Genomic DNA, 22524 nt, shown 5'->3' with positions numbered 1-22524 from the left:
TTTTATAGAGAAAATGCAGTTAGAACGGTTTGCAAAGAAAAAGGTTTAGGATCTCGACTTTGCTTTAAATTCTTGACAGATTCATATCGAGTCTTCATCCTTTAAGTGTACTTATTGAACGAGGAAACAACTGTGTTAGAATCTCCAAATTTTATCCCTTACGCCCGACAATCCATTGACGACTCTGATAGAGAAGAGGTGATGAAAGCTATGTCGGGAAGCTTTTTAACGCGAGGACCTTACGTACAAGCTTTTGAACAGGCAATAGCTGATTATTGCGGAGCGCAATATGCTGTGGCCTTTAATAGCGCATCCACAGGGTTAACGGCTGCTTGCCATGTCGGAAAAATTCAGCCGGGAGATCGCTTTCTCACAACCCCGAATTCTTTTGTGATCAGTTCCGGCGCAGCATCTTTAAGAAACGTGTCTCCTATTTTTATTGATATTGAGCGTCAAAGCGGCAACCTCAGTCTAGATCAATTAGCATATAATGTGAATCAGCCCATTTCTCGGGGGAAAAACGTCGTTCTTCCCGTGCATTTTGCAGGAATTCCTGTCGATATGAAAAAGCTCGACCAAATGATAAAAAATCCCGAGACTTTGATTATTGAAGATGCTGCCCATGCTTTAGGCTCGCGCTATCCGACGGGTGAAAAAGTGGGGTGTTGCACATGGAGTGCCATGACAGTTCTCAGTTTTCATCCTGCGAAAAATCTGACAACGGGTGAAGGGGGAATGGTTTTAACGAATGATCCAGATTTGGATGCTCGATTGCGTCGTTTTAGAAACAATGGAATGAAAAAAACGGCTGAAATGTTGAAAGAAATGCCCTGGTATTACGAAGTTGAAGAAATCACAGGGAATTTTCATATGACAGAAATGCAAGCTGCCCTGGGATTGAGCCAGCTCAAACGACTAGATTCATTCATTAAGAGACGGCAAAAACTCGTGTCCCTTTATCGCGAACTATTAAAAAATACACCATACATAACTTTTTTTTCACCCAAACATGATGCTTATAGTGCTTATCACTTGTTTGTGGTGCAAATAGATTTTAAAGCGATAAAAAAAACGCGTGCAGAAGTGATGCAAAAGCTTTATGAGGATGGAATTGGCACCCAAGTGCACTACATACCTATTTATAGGCACCCTATTTATAAATCGTCTTTAGGTGATATTTCTGAGTATTTTCCTGAAATGGAAGCGTATTATTCCGAAGCGCTTTCACTGCCTCTTTATGTGGATTTATCCGAAGAGCAGATTCAAAAAGTTTGCTATTCTTTAAAAAAGATTTTAGGGTTAAAAGCTTAACTATAAGCTAAAATTAAGGCTTTTGCCGTATTAGATATTATTAAACTGGGTTCATTTTGAAGAATTTGGGCTAATTTAAGGCCCTCCTCTTTTTTTCCGAGCATAAAAAGTGCTTTTGCCACATTTAAAAGTGTCGGAGCATGATCTGCCTCAACTTTTAATGCTTGATCGAAACATTTTAATGCTTTAACAGGATTATTGAGTTGCAAGTATAACGCGCCTAGAGTTTGAAGATCGTAGGCGTTATTGGGGGATAAAGCAGCTAATGCTTCATAAAAAGCGAGGGCAATATCATATTTACCCTGCCTTAAATAGGCATATCCAGTAAAGCGTAGGTCATCCAGTTGCTCTTCCGTCCACCCTAAAGATTTTACCCAATTGATTTTAGCCATGCATTATCCCTGTAAGAATTGTCCGATTCGTCCGACGATGAATCCAAGCCATTCGTTAATTTTACTAATTTGCTTAAAACAGTTTGTGATTGCTTTTTTTTCTTGCTCTTCTTCAGCTGTGCTGCAAGGAATCGCTGCGAGTGTAGCTTCTAGCTCTTCTTGATCCTCATAGGAGCCCAAAGAAGGGGCGACGCGATAAAAAGCAAAGGGTGAGCGTCTCAAATCTCGAATGCGTTGAGGCGGATAGAAATAAGCCCAAGGGGTATGAAGGGGGACAATCCCTAGCAAAATATCAAGCTCTGTTAGCTTGGGATTAATATCAACAATTTGTGTTTGTGGAGGGATCGAAGATGCTGACTTAAGGCTGAGTTGTTGGTCAATTTGCTCCAACATTTTGGTGCGAATTGCATACAAGTTATAGACGCTTAAGTCTAGTTGGTCAATGGTAGCCATACATCACCTCATTTATATCATACTGCTGCATAAATCGTCGTTTTAAAACGTCCGATTAAACAATGTTCCCCATATATTTACAATTAGCTTTTAGGCCATTTGTTTTGAATGGGGAATTTTCGTTAATTTTTAATAGAATTGTTGTGTGTTTAACTTTTCGACCCTTATATTTAGTTTAACACTGTGAGATTTTCTTGTAAATTGGACTCTCATATCTCTTGTCTTTCGTGTGAATCTCATTGCATGAATGCCCTAACTTTGGTAGGCTTTATATCTTATCCCAGTCTAAATTGAGATGTTATGTCAAAAGTCCATCAATCTGTATTAATGAAAGAGGTGATTGAATCCTTCAGTCCCTGTTCTTTGCGTATTTTCATCGATGGAACAGCTGGCGCGGGTGGTCATTCAGCTGCTCTTTTAGCCACCCATCCCGAAATCGAAAGGTTGATTGCAATTGATCAAGATCCTCTCGCTCTTACCGTTGCGGCTGAGAATTTAGCGCCTTGGAGTGAAAAGGTGACCTTCGTTTCAGGAAATTTTGAGAATTTAGAGAAATTCTTAGATCAACTAGAAATTAGCACTGTTGATGGGATTTTGCTTGATTTAGGGGTATCCTCCATGCAGCTCGATATTGCCGAAAAAGGATTTAGTTTTTCAAAAGAAGGTCCGCTGGATATGCGGATGGATCCCCGCAATCCCCTTACCGCTGCGATTGTTGTGAATACTTGGCCGCAAAAAGAATTGGAGCGGCTTTTTCGAGATTACGGTGAGGAAAGGCATTGGCGAGCAGCTGCGCGCGCAATTGTGCAGGCAAGAGCGGAAAAGCAAATCTTAACGACTCAGCAATTAGTGGAGGTCCTTCGACCAGTACTTCGCTTTAACCCAGCTAAAAGAATTCATCCTTGCACACTTGTTTTTCAAGCTTTAAGAATTTGTGTAAATAAAGAATTAGACGTGGTGGAGCGTGTCATTCCTGCGGCGATTAGAAGATTGAAAAAGGGCGGTCGCCTGGGAATTATTAGTTTTCATAGTTTGGAAGATGGAATTGTCAAGAATCTTTTTCGCCATGCGGCCAGTGATAAGTGGGATACGCGAGGATTAGCTGGTCTTTTTCGAGATAAAGATCCAGAGGTGCGCCTATTGACGCGAAAGCCGCTTGTTGCAAATGACGAAGAAGTGGCTGCTAATCCGCGCAGTCGCAGTGCTAAGCTTCGAGTCCTAGAAAAATTATGAATACGCGTAAGGTGTTGTTTTTCCAAATTCTTGTTTGCATTTCTTGCGCGGCTTTTACGCTTTATGGCTTAATCGATCGACAAAATGAATTGACGGAATTGCGTCTTGCGATTCCATCTCTTAAAAAAGAAGTTGAGCGTATTGAAAAAGATAATATTAGACTCAGTTATGAGATAGATCGATTTGAAAGTCCTATCCATTTAATGGAACTTCAAAGGAAGCCTGAATTTGGTCATTTACATTATCCCTATAAAAATGATATCGTTGTATTAGAAGAACCTCAACCACTACAAGATTAAGCACGTCTCTTAAATATTTAAGAGGTTGTGTAGAAGTGTCAAGTAAATCAATCAATAAGAACCCTCACTTTTTCTTTGTTTCTCCCTTTTTGTCGCTCCGTTTTTAATTGTGTCTGGAGATCTTTTACGGTTGCTTTTTTTCTTAACCATCTGATAGCATAATTCCTTTAGTCAAAAAGGAAGGAGAAACCTTATAAATGAGTAATAAATTTAAACGTGCGTGGGAAGAAAGTAATATCGTTGATGATGTTATGTTCGATGAAAAAGACGCACAAGCATTTAAAGCAATGTTAGATCAAAAAGGGGGAGATGTATCCATCGAAGAACCCACTGCGATGATTCCTGGTACCGTGCTAAAAGGAAGAATTGTTGAGATCACGAAGGATCATGTCGTTGTCGATGTGGGTCTTAAGTCTGAAGGACTTGTCCCCATGGAAGAATTCTCCGATCCTTCGCAAATCGTGTTAGATGGTGAAGTAGAAGTTCTACTCGATCAGGCTGAAGATGACAATGGTCAAATCGTGCTTTCTCGTGAGAAAGCTGAGCGTCTTCGTCAGTGGGAATACATCTTGCAGCATTGTGAAGAAGGTTCGATTGTTAAAGGAAGAGTCTTGCGTAAAGTCAAGGGTGGTTTAATGGTTGATATCGGGATGGAAGCTTTCTTGCCTGGTTCCCAAATTGACAATAAGCGTATTAAGAATTTGGATGACTACATCGACAAAACTTACGAATTTAAAATCCTTAAGATCAATATCGAAAGAAAGAACGTTGTTGTTTCCCGCAGAGAACTACTCGAAGCAGAGCGCGTATCGAAAAAAGCAGAAGTTCTTGAGAGAATTCAAGAAGGGGATATTCGTGAAGGAACTGTTAAGAATATTACAGACTTTGGTGTCTTCCTTGACCTGGATGGAATCGACGGTCTCTTGCACATCACAGATATGACTTGGAAGAGAATTAAACATCCTTCCGAAATGGTGCAGTTAGGCGATAAATTGAAAGTGAAGATCCTCAGCATCGACAAAGAAAAAGGCCGTGTTGCATTAGGTCTCAAGCAGAAAGAGCCAAATCCATGGGATCAAATTGAACAGAAGTATCCGCCAGGAACACGTGTAAAAGGTAAAATTGTTAACCTACTTCCATATGGCGCATTCATCGAGATTGAACCTGGAATTGAAGGTTTAATCCACGTTTCCGAAATGTCATGGGTAAAAAATGTGACAGATCCAAGCGATGTTGTGAAAAAAGGTGATGAAGTAGAAGCGATCGTTTTGTCTGTTCAGAAAGATGAAGGGAAAATTTCTCTTGGAATCAAACAAACAGAACACAATCCATGGGATGACGTTCAAAACAAATACCAAGTTGGCACCAATGTAAAAGCTGAAATTAAAAGCTTGACCAATTACGGCGCGTTTGTTGAGTTAGAGCCTGGTGTTGAAGGTCTCATTCATATTTCTGATTTGAGCTGGATTAAAAAGGTTTCTCACCCATCTGAAGTTCTCCGAAAAGGTGATGTTGTAGATGCCGTCATTCTTTCTGTTGATAAAGATAGCAAGAAAATCACCTTAGGTGTAAAACAGTTAAGTGATAATCCTTGGGAAAGCATCGAGAAGACAATGCCTGTAGGCACTCTTGTAAAAGGGGTTGTTAGCAAAATCACAGCTTTCGGAGCATTTGTAGAGCTAGAAAGTGGAATTGAAGGTCTCATTCATGTGACAGAGCTTTCAGATAAAGCATTTGGCAAAGTTGAAGATGTTGTTGCAAAAGGTGATGAAGTGATCGCAAAGGTCATTAAATTAGATCCAGAGTACAAAAAAATTGCATTGTCAATTAAAGAATACTTGATCGATCAAAACCAATGCAACCATGACGACATTGTTGTTGCTCCATCTAAACGCAAGAAAAAAGATGCGGAAGAAGGGCGTAAAGACGATGACGAAAATACCGAATCAGATGAATCTGACGAATCATAAATGATTCACTGCAAGCGCCTCTTAAAACTTTAAGAGGCGCTTAGGATATCCTGAAGACTCTAGCCAATCTCATGAATGATCTAAGTGGCAGTCAAGACAAGAAAAATCCAGAGCAAGCTCAATGCACAGCCTCCGCAGTAGATTCGATAAAATACAAAAGATTTTTCTGCTATTTATCAAAATAGCAAGAAGCTGGGATATAAATAAGCAACAGCAATAGATGCAAAAAAATAACCAATAATTCATCAGTGGTACAAAGATTCTGAGTTGTGTGCCACAGAGGTAAGAGGCAAAAACATGAACAAAGATCTAATTGCAATCTTTGAGTATTTAGAGCGTGAAAAAGGAATTAAGCGAAATATTGTTGTAGCTGCAATTGAGGAGTCTTTGCGAGCTGCTGCTAAGAAAAGTATTAGCGGAGCATCAAATGTGACGGTCACGATTAACCCAAAATCTGGGAACATTGATGTTTACTGCGAAAAAGAAATTGTAGAAGAAGTCGAAGTCGAGGCTCAAGAAATCTCTCTGCAAGATGCGCGTGAAATTGATCCCGATTGTGAAATCGGTCAATTTATTGATGTCGTTGCTACACCAAAAGACTTTGGGCGAATCGCAGCACAAAAAGCAAGACAGATTATTACACAAAAATTACGCAATGCTGAGCGAGATGTTATCTATGAAGAATATAGACATCGAACGAATGAACTCATTTCCGGCACAATCAAACGTTTTGTGCGTGGATCAAATGTCGTAATTGATCTTGGAAAAGTTGAAGCTATCATGCCGACCAAGCATTATCCGAAAACAGAAAAGTATCATGTCGGTGAAAAAGTTTTAGCTCTTCTCTACGAGGTTAACGAAACAGAAAATGGTGGTGCAGAAGTTGTACTTTCTCGCAGTCATCCTGAATTTGTCAAGCAGCTGATGATGCAAGAAGTCCCCGAATTAAATGATGGGATTGTTGTGATCGACCGTATTGTACGTGAAGCTGGTTACCGAACAAAAATGACGGTGCGTTCAACAGACTCAAAAATCGATCCAGTAGGTTCTTGTGTTGGAATGCGCGGGATTCGTGTAAAAAATGTTGTTCGCGAATTAAACAATGAAAAAATTGACATTATTCCTTATTCTCAAGATCCAGTAGAGTTACTGCAAAACGCACTAGATCCTATCGAAATTCGCAAGGTCAGTGTTAATGAAGATGACAAGACAATCTCAATTGTCGTTGATGACGCGGATTTTGCAGCCGTTATCGGTAAAAAAGGAATGAATGCGCGTTTAAATAGCCAACTGATTGGGTATGAACTAGAAGTTCAACGCATGGCAGAATACAACCATGCGATGGCCGTCGAGCGTTCAGAGCTTGCGACCTCTCAAGAACCTTGGCTAGATAAACCACTAAAAAATATTGAAGGTGTGAATACACTCATTTTCGAGCATTTAATCGCAGAAGGATATAGCACACCGCGAGCGATTTTAACTGCTGCTCCGGAAAAATTGGCTACAGTGCCTGGAATTAGCATTGAGCTCGCAGATAAAATATTAGAACAAATAAGAAAACAAAGGACATAAGGCCTTGGCAAAAAACCTTAAGTTAACAATTAAAAATACCCAAATCGCAAAAGCCGTAAATTTGGAAGCAGTTAAAAGCAAGCTGGCAGCAAAGAAAAATGCACCCGAATCTGAAGAGCAACTAGAAGCTAAGCCTGTAAGCAAGCCTTCTAAAAAACCTGCATCGGAAGAAGAGGTTAAAAGCCATAAGGAAGAAGCTGCTGCTCCACGCATCCGAGCTCGTTCCAAATCTGTTTTTGCAGAACCTGGCGAAGGGAAAGGGATTTCAGAAATAGCTTCAAGTGAGGATGTTGAAAATCAGCTATCTGAACAGATAGAAGCTGAAGAAACAATCGATGAAAAAGTAGCTAAATCTTCAGTCGTTGAAGAATCTATCGCACCTATCGCCGACGCCGAGAGTGCCAAAGAATTGATTGAAAAAGAAGAAGAGGCTGTTGTCGAATCTCTTTCACAAGTAGCGGAACCTAAAATTGAAGAGACCGTTGTTTCTGTGGAACAAGAAGAAATCATAAAAGAAGCGCCTAAGCCCGTTAAAGAACCTGAAGCTCCAGCACCTGTTGAAGCTCCTGCTCCAAAACCAGCCCCAGTTCGCGAGAAATTAGGCCCCACAGGGCGTCATATTAAAGATTTGCTACCACCTCCAAAACCACCTGTAGCAAAGCCTAAAAAAGTAGAACCTGCAGCACCTGTACGTACTGAAGCTGATTCTCGCGACGGAAAACCAAAACCGAAAGTAAAAAGACCTACTGAAGTGGCATCACCAGAAAAGCAAGAAGAATTAGTACAAGCTGAGAAAAAAGGGCCAAAGTTTAAAGATTTCCGCGATGTTAAACCGGTTAAGCGTCAGCCTACTCAAATGAGGTCTTTTGATTCACGTGACAGACAAGGTTTGCGTGAAAATGATGAAGATCAAAATTGGAGAAAAAGAAGAGGTAAATCAGCTCGTCAGCAAGAAGAAACTGTTACACGACCAACTTCTCTTTCTATTCGTTTACCTATTTCCTTGAAAGATCTAGCAAGTGAAATGAAGCTTAAAGCTTCTCAATTAATTGCTAAAATTTTCTTGCAGGGAATCGTTGTGACAATTAACGACATTCTTGAAGATGAAACACTTGTTCAATTACTTGGAAATGAGTTTGGTTGCGAAATTACCATCGACACGACAGAAGAGGAAAGAATTCGCGTTACAGATAAAAGCATTAAACAAGAGATTGAAAGTACAGATCCTTCCTTGCTAAGAACTCGTCCACCGGTCGTTGCCTTCATGGGACACGTTGACCATGGAAAGACAAGTTTGATCGATGCAATCCGTAAAAGTAATCGTGCTGCCGGCGAAGCGGGAGCTATTACTCAGCATATCGGTGCATTTTGCTGCCACACAGATGTTGGCGATCTAACCGTTTTAGATACTCCTGGTCACGAAGCGTTCTCATCCATGCGAGCTCGCGGTGCGGATGTCACGGATATTGTTGTTCTCGTAATTGCTGGAGATGAAGGCATTCGTCAACAAACAGTCGAAGCGATTCAGCATGCAAAAGAAGCAAAAGTGACAATTATTGTGGCCCTCAATAAATGTGATAAGCCAAATTTTAATGCTGAAAACGTTTACCGACAGTTAGCAGAACACGAACTTCTCCCAGAAGCTTGGGGCGGTCAAATCATTACGGTGAATTGCTCTGCAACAACAGGTGAAGGCATTAAAACATTGCTTGAAATGTTAGCTTTGCAGACTGAAATTCTCGAATTAAAAGCAAATCCTTCAGCCAGAGCTAGAGGAACGGTACTTGAATCCGAACTTCATAAAGGCATGGGTTCTAAAGCCACAATTTTGGTTCAGAATGGAACACTGCGTAAAGGCGACGCTCTTGTTTTTGAACAACTTTGGGGGAGAATTAAAACAATTCACGATGAATTTGGTCGTGAAATGGATGAAGTTCCACCTTCGACTCCAGCTGAAATTACAGGCCTTTCAGGCTTGCCAGATGCAGGACAAGAGTTCATTGTTGTGAGCAGTGAGAAAGAAGCCAGAAGCATTGCCGAAGCGCGTATGCTTGGAATTAGACAAGTTAACCTGCAAAAGATGAAAAAGGCTTCTCTGGAAAATGTATTCCAACAAGCGACAGAAACAGCTAAGAAAGTCTTGCACGTTGTTCTAAGAGCTGACGTACAGGGGTCTTTGGAAGCCTTGAAAGTTGCCTTAGAAAAAATTAAATCCACAAAAGCGGAATTAGTGATTATTTCAACAGGTGTAGGTGAAATCGCTGAATCTGATGTGCAATTAGCAGCTGCTTCAAAAGCTGTAATTCTCGGTTTTCATACAAAAATTGAAAGCCACGCAGACATTTTAGTTAAACAGTTGGGTGTTCAAGTACGCTTACATGATATTATCTATCATGCAATCGATGACATTAAAGAACTCATGTCAGCGTTATTGGATAAAATACCGATCGAGACTGAGAAAGGACAAGCTGAAGTTAGAGCAATATTTAAGTCTTCCCATCTCGGAATTGTCGCAGGCTGCTACGTGACCGATGGTGTTATTCGTCGAAATGACAGCATTCGTGTTAAGCGAAACGGCCAAAAAATATGGCAGGGGCCGATTTCTTCGTTAAAACGTGTCAAAGAAGATGTTCGCGAAGTTGCTAAAGGACTTGAATGTGGAATTCTTTTAAACAATTTTGGTGAAGTTCAGGCTGGAGATATCCTGGAAGCTTTTGAAGTCACTTATATTTCACAAGAGCTCTAATCATATGTCAGTACAAAGAACGGACCGCCTAAACTCTTTATTACGCGAAGTGATTACGGAAGTGATTAAAAAGGATGTGCGTAATCCCTACGTAAGTGAAATGACAACTGTCACTCGCGTTGATATCACAAAAGATTTGCGACATGCAAAAGTCTATGTGAGCATTATGGGAACCGGGGCAGAGAAGGAGGATACTCTTCAAGCTTTGCGATCTGCAGCAGGTTTTATTGCTGTGAATTCATCTCAGAAGGTTGTGATGCGCTTTTTTCCAGAACTTACTTTTGTTTTGGATGATAGCGTGGACCGCCAAATGCGTATTGAAAGTTTACTTCGCGAAATCGAAGATGAAAAAAGTACAAGAAGTGAAGAATCTGATGACAATGACGAATCTTCCTCAGAATAGTTCAGATATTGAAGGTGTACTTCTTCTTGATAAACCAAGGGGATGTACAGCCTTTAATTTAGTTGCAAGACTTCGCAAGGTGCTGGGTGTTAAAAAAATAGGGCACGCAGGAACTCTTGATCCCTTTGCAACAGGCGTCATGGTCATGTTGATTGGTCGAAACTTTACGCGTCTATCTGATCAATTTCTATGCCAAGATAAAGAATACGAAGCGGAAGCCTATCTTGGTGCCGCGACAGACACTTACGATTGTGAAGGACAAATCCTATCACAATGTGGCAGAGTCCCCACACTTGAAGAAATCCAGGTTGCTTTACAGAGCTTTCAAGGAGAAATCCTGCAAGTTCCTCCCATGTTTTCCGCCAAAAAACAGAATGGCAAAAAACTTTATGAATTGGCAAGACAAGGAAAAACAGTCGAAAGACCTCCTGCAAAAGTATTTGTGCAAATCACTTTATTAAGTTATGCCTATCCCTATTTGTCTCTAGCGGTTTCTTGTAGCAAAGGCACCTATATTCGTAGTTTAGCGCATGATTTAGGGCAATTATTAGGAGTAGGGGCTCATCTCTCCCAGCTTAGAAGAGTGCGAAGTGGCCAGTTTCATTTAAAGGATTGCCTAGATGGTGCTCCATTAAAAGCCTCTACCTATACACTTGATGACCTCAAACGACACATTCAACCAATGCATACATGAAAGTCATTCATCACTTACATGAGTTTCCAAGCACAAATCATCCCATCGTTTTAACGATCGGCAATTTTGATGGAATGCACCTTGGGCATCAGAAAGTGTTACAAGCCCTTAAAGAATTTGCAAAACTCCAAAATGCTCAAACGGCCGTTTTCACATTTGTCAATCATCCTTCCACAGTATTAAATTCAGCAAAATCGACTTGTCAGCTATGTACATTAGATCATAAGCTTTTTCTCTTAGAACAAGCAAAGATTGATTGGGTCATTTTACTTCCTTTTACTTTAGAATTTGCTGGTCAAACCGCAGAGATCTTCTTAGAAAAATTACAGGCATCCATTCCCTTTTCTCATTTAATTCTCGGGCATGATGCCTTTCTAGGAAAAGATAGAAAAGGTGATCGCTCCACTTTAAATCAGATTGCTAAAGAACATGCTTTTGAGCTCACTTATCTTCCTGAATATTCTATCGATACAAAAAAAATATCGAGCAGTGCAATTCGACAACTAATTGCAGATGGAAAATTGTCTGAAGCCAGTCAACTGCTTGGTCGGTCCTATTCTTTTTATGGCATGGTTAAACCTGGACAAAGAAAGGGACGACACCTAGGTTTCCCCACAGCTAATTTCGATGTCACAGGGATGTGCTTACCTCCCTATGGAGTATATGCCGTAAAACTGTGGCATCAAGGGATCTGCTTTCCTGCTGTTGCTAATTTAGGCATTGCTCCCACTATTCGAGAGGAAAATAATCCCGTTTTAGAAGTTCATCTTCTAGATGCTCAAGAAAATGATCTTTATGATTCTTTTTGCGAAGTCGTTTTTCACTCCTTTATCCGTCCAGAACAAAAATTTTCTTCTATTGAGCATTTAAAAGCTCAAATATCCCAAGATGTTCTTCAAGCTAGACAATGTTTGACCTAGTTTAATGCCTACTCCATGATTTGAGCTCAATAAAACTGTTGACATCTACCGACTTTTTCTAGCATTTGAATGATCATACATGCATTCAAAACTCTACTTCCTTTGCAGCATAGCATCTATAAATCGACCGACTACGAGGTATCGCGAAATGCAGGCACTTTCAGAATTTGGTAGAATGGATTTGTACCAAAATATTTACACTAGATATGAAATATTCGATAAGTATTTAACGACAGAATACTTGCCCACATTATGCGGTGTATTACTAGAAGTCGTTTTTGATTTGAGACCATTTTCAATAGAGCTTCTCATGGAAAAAATTTGTGAGGTGTTCGAGCAAAATTTTAAGAAAATTTCTGGATTGGACGAGGTTTTTTCTTTTCTGGAATTTCTTTTTAAGCTCAATGGAAAGTCTGAACTTAATTCAGAGCTTAAGGCTAAAATTATAACCTTCATTTTTCGTGCCTTTATTTCTTTTCAAAATGATGCAATATGTCCTCCTACTGAATGGGATTATTTGTTTAAAAGATTAAGTCAGCATGTCTCTTTCACCTCAGATGAGGAAAAAACAGCATGGTTCAATTTAATAGGCTCTGAGCTTAAGGAACAAAAAAACCATTCCCCAGAGGATTATGAGGTTGGGAAAAAAGCTTTAATTGCTTTTTTTGCCTGTGCTTGTAAACAAGAAAGTCCGCTAGAAGAAACTCGGGATAGACTTTATTTGAATATGACGCGCCTGATCCTCATAGATCTTAATAACACCGATATTGTCAAAAAAGAAATCTCCTATTTACTCAATCACCCAAAACGGGAAGATCATGACATCCGATTAATCCTAAGTGCTTTTGAAAAACACGCATTTTCAACATTCCAACGTTATGCTGAGATGAAAAAGTATTTAATTTTTTTGAGTCGTATAAATTCAAATTTACCTACGCCAGATGAAATGTTTCTTTTAATATGTGAGCACTTATTTAAAAAAAGCTTAGCTGATTCGCATGTTTATGCTGCAGATTTTATGGCGTTAGTGTCTGTCTTGATGCTATTTCCAGAAATAGCGAAAACACAAATCTGCTATCAATCCTACGTAAAAAAAGTGCATGAAATTTTAGAGAAAAAAGTTATGCAATGTGACTCCAATCATTTGGAAAGTATCCGCCAGATACGGCGTGAATTATTTGGAAGAGAGCCGCAAGAGAAAGATCGAAAAGAATTAGGCTCGAAAGTTTATGGTAACTTTCAAAAGAAAATAAATTTCATGACGCAAATGTTCAACCTTTTTGGAAGATCAGATGAGCTGAATCAAAATGGTTTTTCGATTATTTGTTTGTATTTTAAACATTTTGTAATGGGTTTGAACAAGGGGGGAATAAAAAAAGTTTTTTTTCTAATTTCAAAAAGTTACAGAATTCAAGAGGTTTCTGAATTCAATAAAAAGCTTATTTTGCAAATCGTTTTGGACTTATGCTTATCCAAACGATTTAGAAAATATGCTATCGACTTTTGTAAAGTTTTTAAACAATGCTTTTGCATAGATCAAGCTTGGCTAGGTGAAATTAAAATGCTTTGCCAAGCGACTCCTTCTCTGGCTATTGAAAAAAATCTAGGATTTTTAATCACTTTAATCCCCACTTTATGCGTGCCAAGCAATTCTGATGGCAGGTCGTCTGTAAAGGAAATAAGAAAGCAAATTAAAATTGAAGCCGCTAAGTTTCTCATCCCTTGTTTAAATGATCCAAAAAAAATCATTCAGATCCTGCAAAAATCCATACAAAATGGCGATACATTTAAAGCGTTTATCAAAATTATTCTATTTATTATGGACCATCCATCTCATTCACGCGCGTTCCAATTCAATCTGGGCAGTACAATTCTTGATCGAGCGTTAAGTGAAAAATATTATAAATATGGGGATTTTTGTGAGCTGTTAAAAATTCTAGGAAGAACGGTAGAACACTTTGAAGGTTCGATGAATGCTTTATCCAAGATTCTATGTAAACCTTTTTATTTTAGTAACATAAAACATGTTTCAAAGTTATTCGAAGAAAATGGCGTATTAAAAAGTTTAGAAAGCTTTTGGGTGCTGACTCGGCCATTCACAGAAATATTGCAAGAAAATCGTGATGCTGTTGCTTCTAAGATTTATTATAATTGGATGACTGCTTGTGGAGAGGGAAGTGCATTAAATGTTCTTGTGGGGATTTGGAGAATGAAGGTGCGTGCAAGTGGCTATGACAAACGTACATTTGCCCTTTTAAATGAACAAATTTTTGGCCAAATGAATTTCTATAAAACACGCTTACTCGAAATCATGCAAATATGCCATGAAAATATACAGGAGCTTGATAATGATCAGATTAGAAAACAAGCAGACATTCATTTAATGAAGCTCAGTCAAGGCTTAGAAATCATTGCGAAAAAAATATGCGAATAAAATTCTAGTAATAAGGCTTCCACAGCTATTTCAGGAAGTAAAAGAAAAGGTTGGATATTCAAGAAAAAATATAGGCGTTGACTCGTTTCCGAAATTTTAGTATGGTAGTCTACACCTTATTTGGATTAAAGTTAAGAAAAAGTCGCTTTAAGCCTTCAAAATGCATCGTAGCATATGGATCGCATCTTAACTTTGAAATATAAAATTTCTTCTACAGCTTGTTTTGAATTCTATGAAAAAAACGCTTGTTATGAAGTTTGGTGGTGCGTCTGTAGCTTCTCCAGATCATTTTTCGCAAATTGCAGATATCATTTTAGCGCGCAAGCAAGAATATGAACGAATTGCTATTGTGATTAGTGCAATGGGTGATTCAACAGATCAATTAATTGCTTTAGCGAAACAAGTTCATCCTAATCCTCCAAGAAGAGAATATGATATGCTCGTCTCGGTAGGGGAAAGGATCAGCATTTCCTTGCTTGCAATGGCTTTAGCTCTGAAAAATCAGCAGGCTGTTAGCTTTACAGGCAGTCAATCAGGAATTATTACATGTAATCATCATAGCAGTGCTAATATTATTGAAGTCAGGCCACATCGAATTCTTTCCGCTCTAGACTCTGGCAAAATCGTGATTGTTGCAGGCTTTCAAGGTGTCAGTCGCAATGGAGAAATCACAACACTGGGTCGTGGTGGATCAGATACATCTGCCGTGGCGTTAGGTCTTGCTTTAAAAGCTGAATGTGTCGAATTTTTTAAAGACGTTAAGGGCATTTATTCCGAAGATCCTAAAATAAATCCCAATGCCACTCTATTTTCCCAGATGACTTATGAAATCGCTGCAAACATCGTCCAAATAGGCCATAGTGTCTTGCACCCTCGCTGTATCCGTTTAGCAAGCAAAAATCAGCTGGCGCTATATGTGCGCTCCTTTATTGATTTTGCAACATGTGGTTGTGAGGGGACCTTAATCGGTGAATTAAATCAACTCAATGATTGGGTTGTATACGAAGAGGAAAACACGATAGATAACAGTTCGGTGATCTCTTCTTTAAATTGCACGGCAGCACTTTAATGAAAATTTTAACGAAAATTTCTAAAGATATGTCTATTCCGCCTATTGACATCGATTTTGGTGAACAAGAAGAGAGTGTAAACTGTTCTCTTTATCAGGAAATTGTGAAGAACATTCTAAAAAGGATTGTTCCTGAGGATTTGTTTGATCAAAATCAATCGATTTGTGAGCAACTAACAGGCTTGAATCGTGCATTGCCTATTATTAATGTCTCTTCTAAGCAAAATGTACCTTCCACCATGTCATTTTGCATATTCTGTAAATCTCGCCCGAACGTATTTAAGTTTTTTATAGAGATGCTCAGTCGCTGGCTTGTACCAGGAAAACGTCTCAATGTCATTTTGTCACATGCGGTTGATTTTTGTTTTCCTCATTTAGGACCCGATGTGTACATGGTTTCAGAAGTTATGATTGCTGTAGAATGCATACATGATCTGGAATTGATCCAAAGAAATCTACCTTTGCTGATTACAGAGCTCAAGTTAGGTGTTAACTCTGGATATTATGCAGGTCGGATTCTTGAGGTTAAGGGATTATCGAATGATGATAAAACTGTACGCGTACAAGAACACATTGCGGGTTTGATTGCTCGTTATCCCAAATATTTTAATTCAGATTTGTTTTCCGAAATGCAAAATGTGTTGGTGATGTGTGAAGATCGATTTAAAGTTGGTCGAGAAAGTTATCACTTGTGTCGCATGATTTGTTATCAATATTTATTTCGAAATTTCCTTTTAAAAGCTGTTAAGAGCGCTCCCAAATCCCGACATATGGATCTAAAAATCTTTCGATCAAAAGTGAAAGTTGGGGGAGAAATTAAAAATGTGCTTTCAATTATCATTGGAATCAATTTTTTGCAGGATAAAGAAGTTTTAGATGAAATGCATCTGATTAAAGGCATTCAAAACTACATTCCTCAAGCTCAGGCTGTTGAAAATTCTTTCTTTTGTAATCGTCGAGGCACTTTTAGTATTTGTACTTTCTATATTGAAATTGAAAAGAAAGATAATAGCCCCATTACCACTCAAGAGATTCAACTTCTCCGTAAAAAGTTATTTACCGAAGTTGAAGAACAAATTGAACAGGTTATGCATCCAGTTTTCATGCCTCGCAATGAAGAAGAGATGATGCGCAATATGTTGATTTTGAGTAATCAGATTAAATATATTCGCGATATTCCCCAGGTGATTATTACATTTGATGAACAAACCCATTTACATCTATTTTTTACCATTATTCTAGTGCGCGTTCTCAAGCCTAAAGATATGTCCATCATGGAAATGTTTAAGAATCGTTCAACTTTTTTAGAGTATATTCACGATGGGTGTAAGCTTGTCGGGACATTGCGTAAGAAACATGAAAAAGAAGCCACGATTTTTCGCGTAAAGGTATCAAAAGATCAATTCTTACGACGCGATCATTCTATTAATCTCTATGAAGCTAGACAGGCGGTGGTATCCGAAATCTCCAGAATTGTGGGAGAGATTCGAGATTTTAATGGAGGGATGATATCCAAGCAAAATGAGCTATTACTTGAGCTTAAAAATTTATTGTCATCGACGCGTAACTATAATGAAATCTTGCTAGAAAATTTCTTCTACTCTTTAAAGCCTGTGATCATGCGTACTTTTTTAGAGGTTGAAGCCCTAAAATCGCTTTTTCTTCTATTGGTCGAAGCGATTGAAGAAAGATTTTTTAATGAGGAGGTCTACACTCTTAAAATTCAAAGCGAATCCGATTTTGCTTTAGCAATGGTCGCTGCAGAGGATTGGGCCTTGGAAGAAGAATTGCAACGCGTATTTAAAAAACTCAATTATCCATCCATTTCTTTAGCAAGTTTTTGCGTTAGAATCTATGAAGCTTCTTATATCGGCTACATTTATCGATGCGATGACTTTTATAAGCAACGTCATTTTTTTCAAGCTATCCAGCAAACTGTTGAAGATTGGGATAGCCATAAAGATGCCTCAAGCGCCTGAAAATAAAAATCCTGCAAGAGATAAAATCAATACAATCGCTAAGGGTGTCTTAACGGGCTTAAAGTGATAAAGCTTGTAGAGGATATTGACGATTGACAGCGTAATCATCATGGGATAGCAAAAAAATAAAATGGGGGCCAGAAAATGAATGATTCCCTCAAAGTGCCACAGTGATACAAAAAATGCGATCACTAATGTGATGACAAGTGACCATTCATAAGATATTTTTTTCCCACTTAAATCTTGATGGATAAATTCTGAAAAAGCTGTAGCAAGCGCGATTTCCGTCGTAAGACATGCAAGAAGAACTGCTGCTATTGTAAAAATGCTTGCATGTTGTCCCAGTGTTTGAGTCGCTACAACCCGTAGCAATTCATCTTTAGGGACGTTCTGAAGACTCTGGCTATTAAAGGCCGCCACCCAGCTAAATCCCCAGCTCACTAAACCTAATAAAATAGCACAAATAAAACTAGCTTTAAGCGTTAGCGTCATCAGAGGTTTAAAGTTTTGTGGTATTTCACTTTTTACACTCTCTTTTAGGGACAAGATGATTGTCGAAGAAAAAAAGAAGGCCCCAAGCAAATCGAGCGTTTGATAACCTTGAATGAAACCATTCGAAAAAGCTTTGTGCCAAGAAAGGGAACTTATAGGAGCCGATGGTGAATTAACAAAGCCGAATCCGATAATGACAAGAACTGAAAACAGTAAAAAAGGAGTTAAAATATAACCTAAAATAGTCACTAAGGCACTTGGTCTCCAGCTTAGCCAAAAAATAATGAGGCAAGAAAGCAGGCTAAATTGCCATAGAGAGATAAGAGGTAAATACATTTTGATGGTAGAGTGGGATAAAGCAATGCAACGTGGTAGCGCACCAAAAGGGCCAATGAGGCCTAAAATTAAGGCTGTCATGATAAAGCCCGGTGTATTTCCCATGCGACCAAAGAACTCCTTATAATTTCCTTCAAACATAGCCATCGCAATAAGGCCCAGAAGAGGGACTCCAATGGCCGAGATAAGTAATCCTATAGAAGCATAAATATTTTGGCTTTCACTTTGAATGCCTACCAGAAGAGGAAATACGATATTACCTGCACCAAAAAACATGGAGAACATTGCCAGGCCAATTGCAAGTGATGAGCGAGAACTCGAGTTCATAGGAATTGCTTATTTAAAAATTGAGAAACATGTATATTTTGTATATGCAATTTTTTAAGATTTAAGCAAGGGCTCTTTCGAACCGATTAAATTAACGAGAATGATTGAGCAACTATTTTAAAGAAATTGGGTGGATTACAAAATGTAAAGCAGGGATCTACGCATAAATGGAGATCTTGTCCTTTCAAAGCGACTTAATGAAAGGGGGCAATTCTTCTTATGCCTCTCAAAATGATCATGTGTAATAGCGAGGAGCGAAATAGATTTTCATCGTCGACAAAACTTTAAAATTTGGCATAAAGGAAACCCTTCGACAGATTTTTTGAAATAAAGATAGATGGATTTGGGTAAAGATAATATAAAGGTGGTTTTTTAGAAAGGCTGTTTGCTTGGAAATCGATGGTAAAATAGCTTAAAAATGCCGCATTTCCATAAGGTTAAAAATCTTGACTTTTGCTAATATAATCATATATGACAGTAGTCAAGCTTTATACTTTGCTAAGGGTTAGTTTACCAATGAAAAATCATTCTCTTAAAATTGCTCCCTCTATTCTCTCCGCTGATTTTGGCCGAATGGCCGATGAAGCCCTCCGTTTAGAGGATGCTGGAGCAGATTTTATCCATATCGATATTATGGATGGAAATTTCGTTCCTAATCTCACTATGGGTCCTAAAATGGTTGCGGCGATCAATCGCGCGACTTCCGTCTTTTTAGATGTGCATTTAATGGTTTATCATCCCTTTGATTATATTGAACGGTTTGTCGAAGCCGGTGCCGATATGTTGACCTTCCATTTTGAGGCAACAGAAGATGTGGAAGAAACATTAGCCTATATTCGAAAATGTAATATTAAAGCAGGACTTGCTTTTTCTCCTGAAACCTCTTTGTCTATGATTCCAAAATATTTAGACAAGTGCGATATGATTCTACTCATGACGGTGAATCCGGGTTTTGGCGGACAAGAATTTATGCCAGAAGTTTTGGAAAAAGTGGAATTTACTCGGGATATTTGTAATAAACTGAATATTTGTGAAGGGGGTAAATATGCACCTGAAGGTGCAGATCCTGCAACAATAAAGCCTTTTTTAATCGAAGTTGACGGGGGAATAAACCCTCAAACAGCTGAATTGTGTGTGAATGCAGGCGCTAATGTTCTCGTCTCTGGATCATATCTTTTTAATGCTCCTGATCTGAAGACAGCTGTAGAGTCTTTACGTGTGAAGCAATAATGCTTCAATTTGTTTTTAATTTATTCACTTTAAGAAGTCGTGGTTAACTATGGTTGCAAGTAATCAAATTACTCCTGGAATGATTCTTTCTATTAGCGGCAAGCTGTATCGAGTAGAATCAAGTGTTAAAGTCACCGTGCCAAAAGGTACCCCTTTTATTAAAACCAAGTTGAAAGATCTTGCGACTAATCAAGTTGTTGAAAAAAACTTTAAAATCGGACAAACGGTCAGTGATGTTCCTCTGACCGAAAGACATTTAGAATATCTATATCTGGAAGGAAAAAACTACTTATTTTTAGATATTCGTAATCTAGATAAAATTTTAATTCCTATTGCAGTGATTGGCTCTAAAGTTAATTATCTGAAAGAGGGAGTTGATATCAAAGCTTCTTTTTACGGGGACACAGTTTTTTCTGTTGAACTTCCACAGTTTTTAGAGCTCATGGTATCAAATGTTGAAAATGAAAAGGGTAAAGGAGCGAATCCAGGATCTAGGATTGCTATTTTAGAAACGGGTGCTTCGGTTCAAGTTCCCCCTTTTATCGATGTTGGAGATATCATCAAAGTAGATACAAAGACAGACGAATATATACAACGCGTTTAGATCGTATTGGGAGGCTTTCAATTGGAACTTAAGCAAATTAAAGAACTCATGGCTGCAATGGGCCGGAGCGATATGAAAGAACTTTTCTTAAAAAAAGGGGATTTTGAGCTCAGATTAGAACGAGGAACTGTCATTCCTTACTTGGAGGCAGAATTTCCTCCATCTTCTCCTCATTTTACAGGCCACTATGATGACTCTTATCACCGCTCTGCAAGGCCTAAAACGGGGGATATACCCTCTTCTCTTCAAACCCCTATTCCTGATGAAGCTAAACCCGAATCAGCTCTCGGAGCTTATGTCAAGTCTCCCATGGTTGGAACATTTTATTCCTCACCAGCTCCTGACGAGCCAGCTTTTGTGAAAAAAGGAGATGTCATTACCAAAGATACTGTGATCTGCATTATCGAAGCGATGAAAGTCATGAATGAAGTAAAAGCAGGTGTAGATGGGGTTGTCGCTGAAGTATTAATTGAAAACGGCCAGCCAGTTGAGTTTGGTACTAAGCTCTTTAAAATTTCTTAGGAATATAGTTTTTTCATGATACAAAAAGTTCTAATCGCCAACCGTGGCGAAATTGCTGTTCGGATTATTAGGGCATGTCACGATTTGAATTTGCAAACCGTGGCCGTTTATTCGGAGGCAGACGCTGAAGCTTTGCATGTCTTGCATGCAGACGAGGCCATTTGTATTGGAGAGGCACCTTCGAGCAAATCTTATTTAAAAATTCCCCACATTCTATCTGCGTGCGAAATTACAGGAGCTGACGCTGTTCATCCTGGCTACGGCTTTTTAAGTGAAAACACAAACTTTGCGTCTATCTGCGAAAGTTGTGGCCTTAATTTTATTGGTCCTTCACCTAAATCCATTGCTCTTTTAGGAGATAAGGCACGAGCGAAGGCAACCGCAATGAGTGTTGGATGTCCAGTCATTCCAGGGTCCGATGGTGTTGTTTCCGATATTATTCAAGCGTTGGAAGTGGCTAAAGAAATCGGTTTTCCGATCTTTATTAAAGCTGTTGCTGGTGGAGGTGGAAAAGGGATTCGTATCGCTTATCATGAAGCAGAGTTTAATAAGCTCTTTTTGGCTGCTAGAGCAGAGGCTGAAGCTAGTTTTGGAAATCCTGATGTCTATCTAGAGAAAATGATTATGTCTCCACGTCACGTTGAAGTGCAAGTTGTGGGCGATAAACATGGCAATTACATCCACTTGGGAGAGCGTGATTGCACAATTCAAAGACGGCGTCAAAAATTGATTGAAGAGGCCCCTAGTCCAGTTCTTTCGGCAAAACTTCGAGAAAAAATGGGGCAGGCTGCAGTCAAGGTTGTAAAGGCGGCAGGATATCATTCCGTAGGTACAGTCGAATTTTTGTTAGATCAAGATCACCATTTTTATTTCATGGAAGTCAATACCCGTATTCAAGTTGAGCATACTGTCACAGAGGAATTGACGGGGGTGGATCTTGTGCGTGAGCAAATTAAAATTGCAATGGGGAAAGAACTTGCCTATACGCAAAAAGACATTCACTTTGAAGGGCATGTCATTCAGTTTCGCATTAATGCAGAAGATCCTATGAAAGGGTTTACCCCTTCTCCAGGTCAGCTTGAGTATTATCTACCACCGGGAGGTCCAGGCGTGCGTGTAGACAGTGCTTGCTATTCTGGATACAAAATTCCACCTAATTATGACTCAATGATTGGAAAATTAATTGTGCGTGGAAAAAATCGGGATGAAGCGATAGCTGTTGGAAAAAGGGCTTTACGCGAATTCCATATCGGTGGAGTCCATTCCACAATCCCTTTTCACCTATACATGTTAGAAGATGCGAAATTTTTAGAAACAGACTTTGATCTTGCATACATTGATCAACTGATTTCTGAAGGATCACAATTCACACGAGATTAAGGATTTGCGCCCAAAATCTTGGGCGCCCCTTAGACCTATCTTCAAAGCTAATCTAAAATTTATTTAATCTTAACACTGCCTTAATTATTCTGAGAGATATTGCGTGTTATTCGCAATTGTTGAACACAATAAACAATGGGTAAGAATGAGTATATCAT

The 22524-nt window shown here is 39.0% G+C and carries 19 protein-coding genes; 16 read left to right on the top strand and 3 right to left on the bottom strand.

From position 1 onward, the window contains the following. Window positions 1-132 precede the first annotated feature (132 nt). The gene (locus AOM43_RS05245) at window positions 133-1311 is read left to right on the top strand and encodes a DegT/DnrJ/EryC1/StrS family aminotransferase (RefSeq protein WP_059359313.1); all 1179 of its coding nucleotides are present in this window, start codon (window positions 133-135) and stop codon (window positions 1309-1311) included. On the opposite strand, the gene AOM43_RS05240 is transcribed toward AOM43_RS05245, so the two are convergent. Beyond that, window positions 1308-1703, bottom strand: coding sequence for a tetratricopeptide repeat protein (locus tag AOM43_RS05240; protein WP_059359310.1), 396 nt, complete (start codon window positions 1701-1703; stop codon window positions 1308-1310). The two genes, AOM43_RS05245 and AOM43_RS05240, sit on opposite strands and share 4 nt — an antisense overlap. 3 nt (window positions 1704-1706) lie before the next feature. After that, window positions 1707-2156: a DUF5399 domain-containing protein gene (locus AOM43_RS05235; protein ID WP_013925283.1), complete on the bottom strand. Its 450-nt coding sequence runs from the start codon at window positions 2154-2156 to the stop codon at window positions 1707-1709. Between the two features lie 300 nt (window positions 2157-2456). Here AOM43_RS05235 and rsmH point away from each other — a divergent pair, with 300 nt between their 5' ends. The 11 genes from rsmH to AOM43_RS05180 all read left to right on the top strand — a co-directional run bounded on the left by rsmH (window position 2457) and on the right by AOM43_RS05180 (window position 17475). Continuing rightward, the gene (rsmH, locus tag AOM43_RS05230; protein WP_059359308.1) at window positions 2457-3389 is read left to right on the top strand and encodes a 16S rRNA (cytosine(1402)-N(4))-methyltransferase RsmH; all 933 of its coding nucleotides are present in this window, start codon (window positions 2457-2459) and stop codon (window positions 3387-3389) included. Next, window positions 3386-3688 carry a hypothetical protein gene (locus AOM43_RS05225; protein WP_013925281.1) on the top strand — a complete coding sequence of 101 codons (303 nt, stop codon included), beginning with the start codon at window positions 3386-3388 and terminating at the stop codon, window positions 3686-3688. Before rsmH ends, AOM43_RS05225 begins: the two co-directional genes overlap by 4 nt. A gap of 197 nt (window positions 3689-3885) precedes the next feature. Then, complete coding sequence (gene rpsA / locus AOM43_RS05220) at window positions 3886-5658, top strand: 30S ribosomal protein S1 (protein ID WP_013925279.1); 1773 nt, start codon at window positions 3886-3888, stop codon at window positions 5656-5658. Between the two features lie 297 nt (window positions 5659-5955). Further along, window positions 5956-7230 carry a transcription termination factor NusA gene (gene nusA, locus AOM43_RS05215; RefSeq protein WP_006340100.1) on the top strand — a complete coding sequence of 425 codons (1275 nt, stop codon included), beginning with the start codon at window positions 5956-5958 and terminating at the stop codon, window positions 7228-7230. Between the two features lie 4 nt (window positions 7231-7234). Next, window positions 7235-9976, top strand: coding sequence for a translation initiation factor IF-2 (gene infB, locus AOM43_RS05210; protein ID WP_006340101.1), 2742 nt, complete (start codon window positions 7235-7237; stop codon window positions 9974-9976). Between the two features lie 4 nt (window positions 9977-9980). After that, the gene (gene rbfA / locus AOM43_RS05205; protein ID WP_006340102.1) at window positions 9981-10379 is read left to right on the top strand and encodes a 30S ribosome-binding factor RbfA; all 399 of its coding nucleotides are present in this window, start codon (window positions 9981-9983) and stop codon (window positions 10377-10379) included. Then, complete coding sequence (truB, locus tag AOM43_RS05200; RefSeq protein WP_059359393.1) at window positions 10357-11073, top strand: tRNA pseudouridine(55) synthase TruB; 717 nt, start codon at window positions 10357-10359, stop codon at window positions 11071-11073. The genes rbfA and truB overlap by 23 nt, the downstream gene beginning before the upstream one ends. Then, window positions 11070-11993, top strand: coding sequence for a bifunctional riboflavin kinase/FAD synthetase (locus AOM43_RS05195; protein ID WP_006340104.1), 924 nt, complete (start codon window positions 11070-11072; stop codon window positions 11991-11993). The genes truB and AOM43_RS05195 overlap by 4 nt, the downstream gene beginning before the upstream one ends. 148 nt (window positions 11994-12141) lie before the next feature. Continuing rightward, complete coding sequence (locus AOM43_RS05190) at window positions 12142-14427, top strand: hypothetical protein (RefSeq protein WP_059359305.1); 2286 nt, start codon at window positions 12142-12144, stop codon at window positions 14425-14427. 232 nt (window positions 14428-14659) lie between these two features. Continuing rightward, on the top strand, window positions 14660-15496 hold the full coding sequence (locus AOM43_RS05185) for an amino acid kinase family protein (RefSeq protein ID WP_006340106.1): 837 nt from the start codon (window positions 14660-14662) through the stop codon (window positions 15494-15496). Further along, window positions 15496-17475: a hypothetical protein gene (locus AOM43_RS05180; RefSeq protein ID WP_059359303.1), complete on the top strand. Its 1980-nt coding sequence runs from the start codon at window positions 15496-15498 to the stop codon at window positions 17473-17475. The genes AOM43_RS05185 and AOM43_RS05180 overlap by 1 nt, the downstream gene beginning before the upstream one ends. On the opposite strand, the gene AOM43_RS05175 is transcribed toward AOM43_RS05180, so the two are convergent. Beyond that, a complete protein-coding gene (locus AOM43_RS05175; RefSeq protein WP_079891762.1) occupies window positions 17464-18630 on the bottom strand; it encodes a branched-chain amino acid transport system II carrier protein in 1167 nt (388 codons plus the stop codon). The genes AOM43_RS05180 and AOM43_RS05175 overlap by 12 nt on opposite strands. A gap of 516 nt (window positions 18631-19146) precedes the next feature. Between AOM43_RS05175 and rpe the strand changes: the two genes are divergently transcribed. Genes rpe through accC form a run of 4 tightly spaced genes read left to right on the top strand, consistent with a single transcriptional unit; the run spans window position 19147 to window position 22366 of the window. Then, window positions 19147-19860, top strand: coding sequence for a ribulose-phosphate 3-epimerase (rpe, locus tag AOM43_RS05170; protein WP_006340109.1), 714 nt, complete (start codon window positions 19147-19149; stop codon window positions 19858-19860). Window positions 19861-19909: 49 nt separating this feature from the next. Beyond that, on the top strand, window positions 19910-20464 hold the full coding sequence (locus tag AOM43_RS05165) for an elongation factor P (protein ID WP_006340110.1): 555 nt from the start codon (window positions 19910-19912) through the stop codon (window positions 20462-20464). 21 nt (window positions 20465-20485) lie between these two features. Continuing rightward, window positions 20486-20986, top strand: coding sequence for an acetyl-CoA carboxylase biotin carboxyl carrier protein (gene accB, locus AOM43_RS05160; RefSeq protein WP_013925275.1), 501 nt, complete (start codon window positions 20486-20488; stop codon window positions 20984-20986). A gap of 18 nt (window positions 20987-21004) precedes the next feature. Beyond that, window positions 21005-22366: an acetyl-CoA carboxylase biotin carboxylase subunit gene (accC, locus tag AOM43_RS05155; protein ID WP_036745861.1), complete on the top strand. Its 1362-nt coding sequence runs from the start codon at window positions 21005-21007 to the stop codon at window positions 22364-22366. The last annotated feature ends 158 nt before the right edge of the window (window positions 22367-22524 follow it).

Origin of the sequence: Parachlamydia acanthamoebae (assembly GCF_000875975.1) — a bacterium.
GTDB lineage: Bacteria > Chlamydiota > Chlamydiia > Chlamydiales > Parachlamydiaceae > Parachlamydia > Parachlamydia acanthamoebae.
This window is presented reverse-complemented; position numbering and strand designations above follow the sequence as displayed.

Excerpts from the sequence above, each read along its gene's own strand:
- rpe (WP_006340109.1), top strand. The coding sequence starts at position 19,147 with ATGAAAAATCATTCTCTTAAAATTGCTCCCTCTATTCTCTCCGCTGAT.
- AOM43_RS05195 (WP_006340104.1), top strand. The coding sequence starts at position 11,070 with ATGAAAGTCATTCATCACTTACATGAGTTTCCAAGCACAAATCATCCC.
- AOM43_RS05165 (WP_006340110.1), top strand. The coding sequence starts at position 19,910 with ATGGTTGCAAGTAATCAAATTACTCCTGGAATGATTCTTTCTATTAGC.
- AOM43_RS05190 (WP_059359305.1), top strand. The coding sequence starts at position 12,142 with ATGCAGGCACTTTCAGAATTTGGTAGAATGGATTTGTACCAAAATATT.
- rbfA (WP_006340102.1), top strand. The coding sequence starts at position 9,981 with ATGTCAGTACAAAGAACGGACCGCCTAAACTCTTTATTACGCGAAGTG.
- rsmH (WP_059359308.1), top strand. The coding sequence starts at position 2,457 with ATGTCAAAAGTCCATCAATCTGTATTAATGAAAGAGGTGATTGAATCC.
- truB (WP_059359393.1), top strand. The coding sequence starts at position 10,357 with ATGACGAATCTTCCTCAGAATAGTTCAGATATTGAAGGTGTACTTCTT.
- rpsA (WP_013925279.1), top strand. The coding sequence starts at position 3,886 with ATGAGTAATAAATTTAAACGTGCGTGGGAAGAAAGTAATATCGTTGAT.
- AOM43_RS05180 (WP_059359303.1), top strand. The coding sequence starts at position 15,496 with ATGAAAATTTTAACGAAAATTTCTAAAGATATGTCTATTCCGCCTATT.
- nusA (WP_006340100.1), top strand. The coding sequence starts at position 5,956 with ATGAACAAAGATCTAATTGCAATCTTTGAGTATTTAGAGCGTGAAAAA.
- AOM43_RS05235 (WP_013925283.1), bottom strand. The coding sequence starts at position 2,156 with ATGGCTACCATTGACCAACTAGACTTAAGCGTCTATAACTTGTATGCA.
- AOM43_RS05240 (WP_059359310.1), bottom strand. The coding sequence starts at position 1,703 with ATGGCTAAAATCAATTGGGTAAAATCTTTAGGGTGGACGGAAGAGCAA.
- AOM43_RS05185 (WP_006340106.1), top strand. The coding sequence starts at position 14,660 with ATGAAAAAAACGCTTGTTATGAAGTTTGGTGGTGCGTCTGTAGCTTCT.
- AOM43_RS05175 (WP_079891762.1), bottom strand. The coding sequence starts at position 18,630 with ATGAACTCGAGTTCTCGCTCATCACTTGCAATTGGCCTGGCAATGTTC.
- AOM43_RS05225 (WP_013925281.1), top strand. The coding sequence starts at position 3,386 with ATGAATACGCGTAAGGTGTTGTTTTTCCAAATTCTTGTTTGCATTTCT.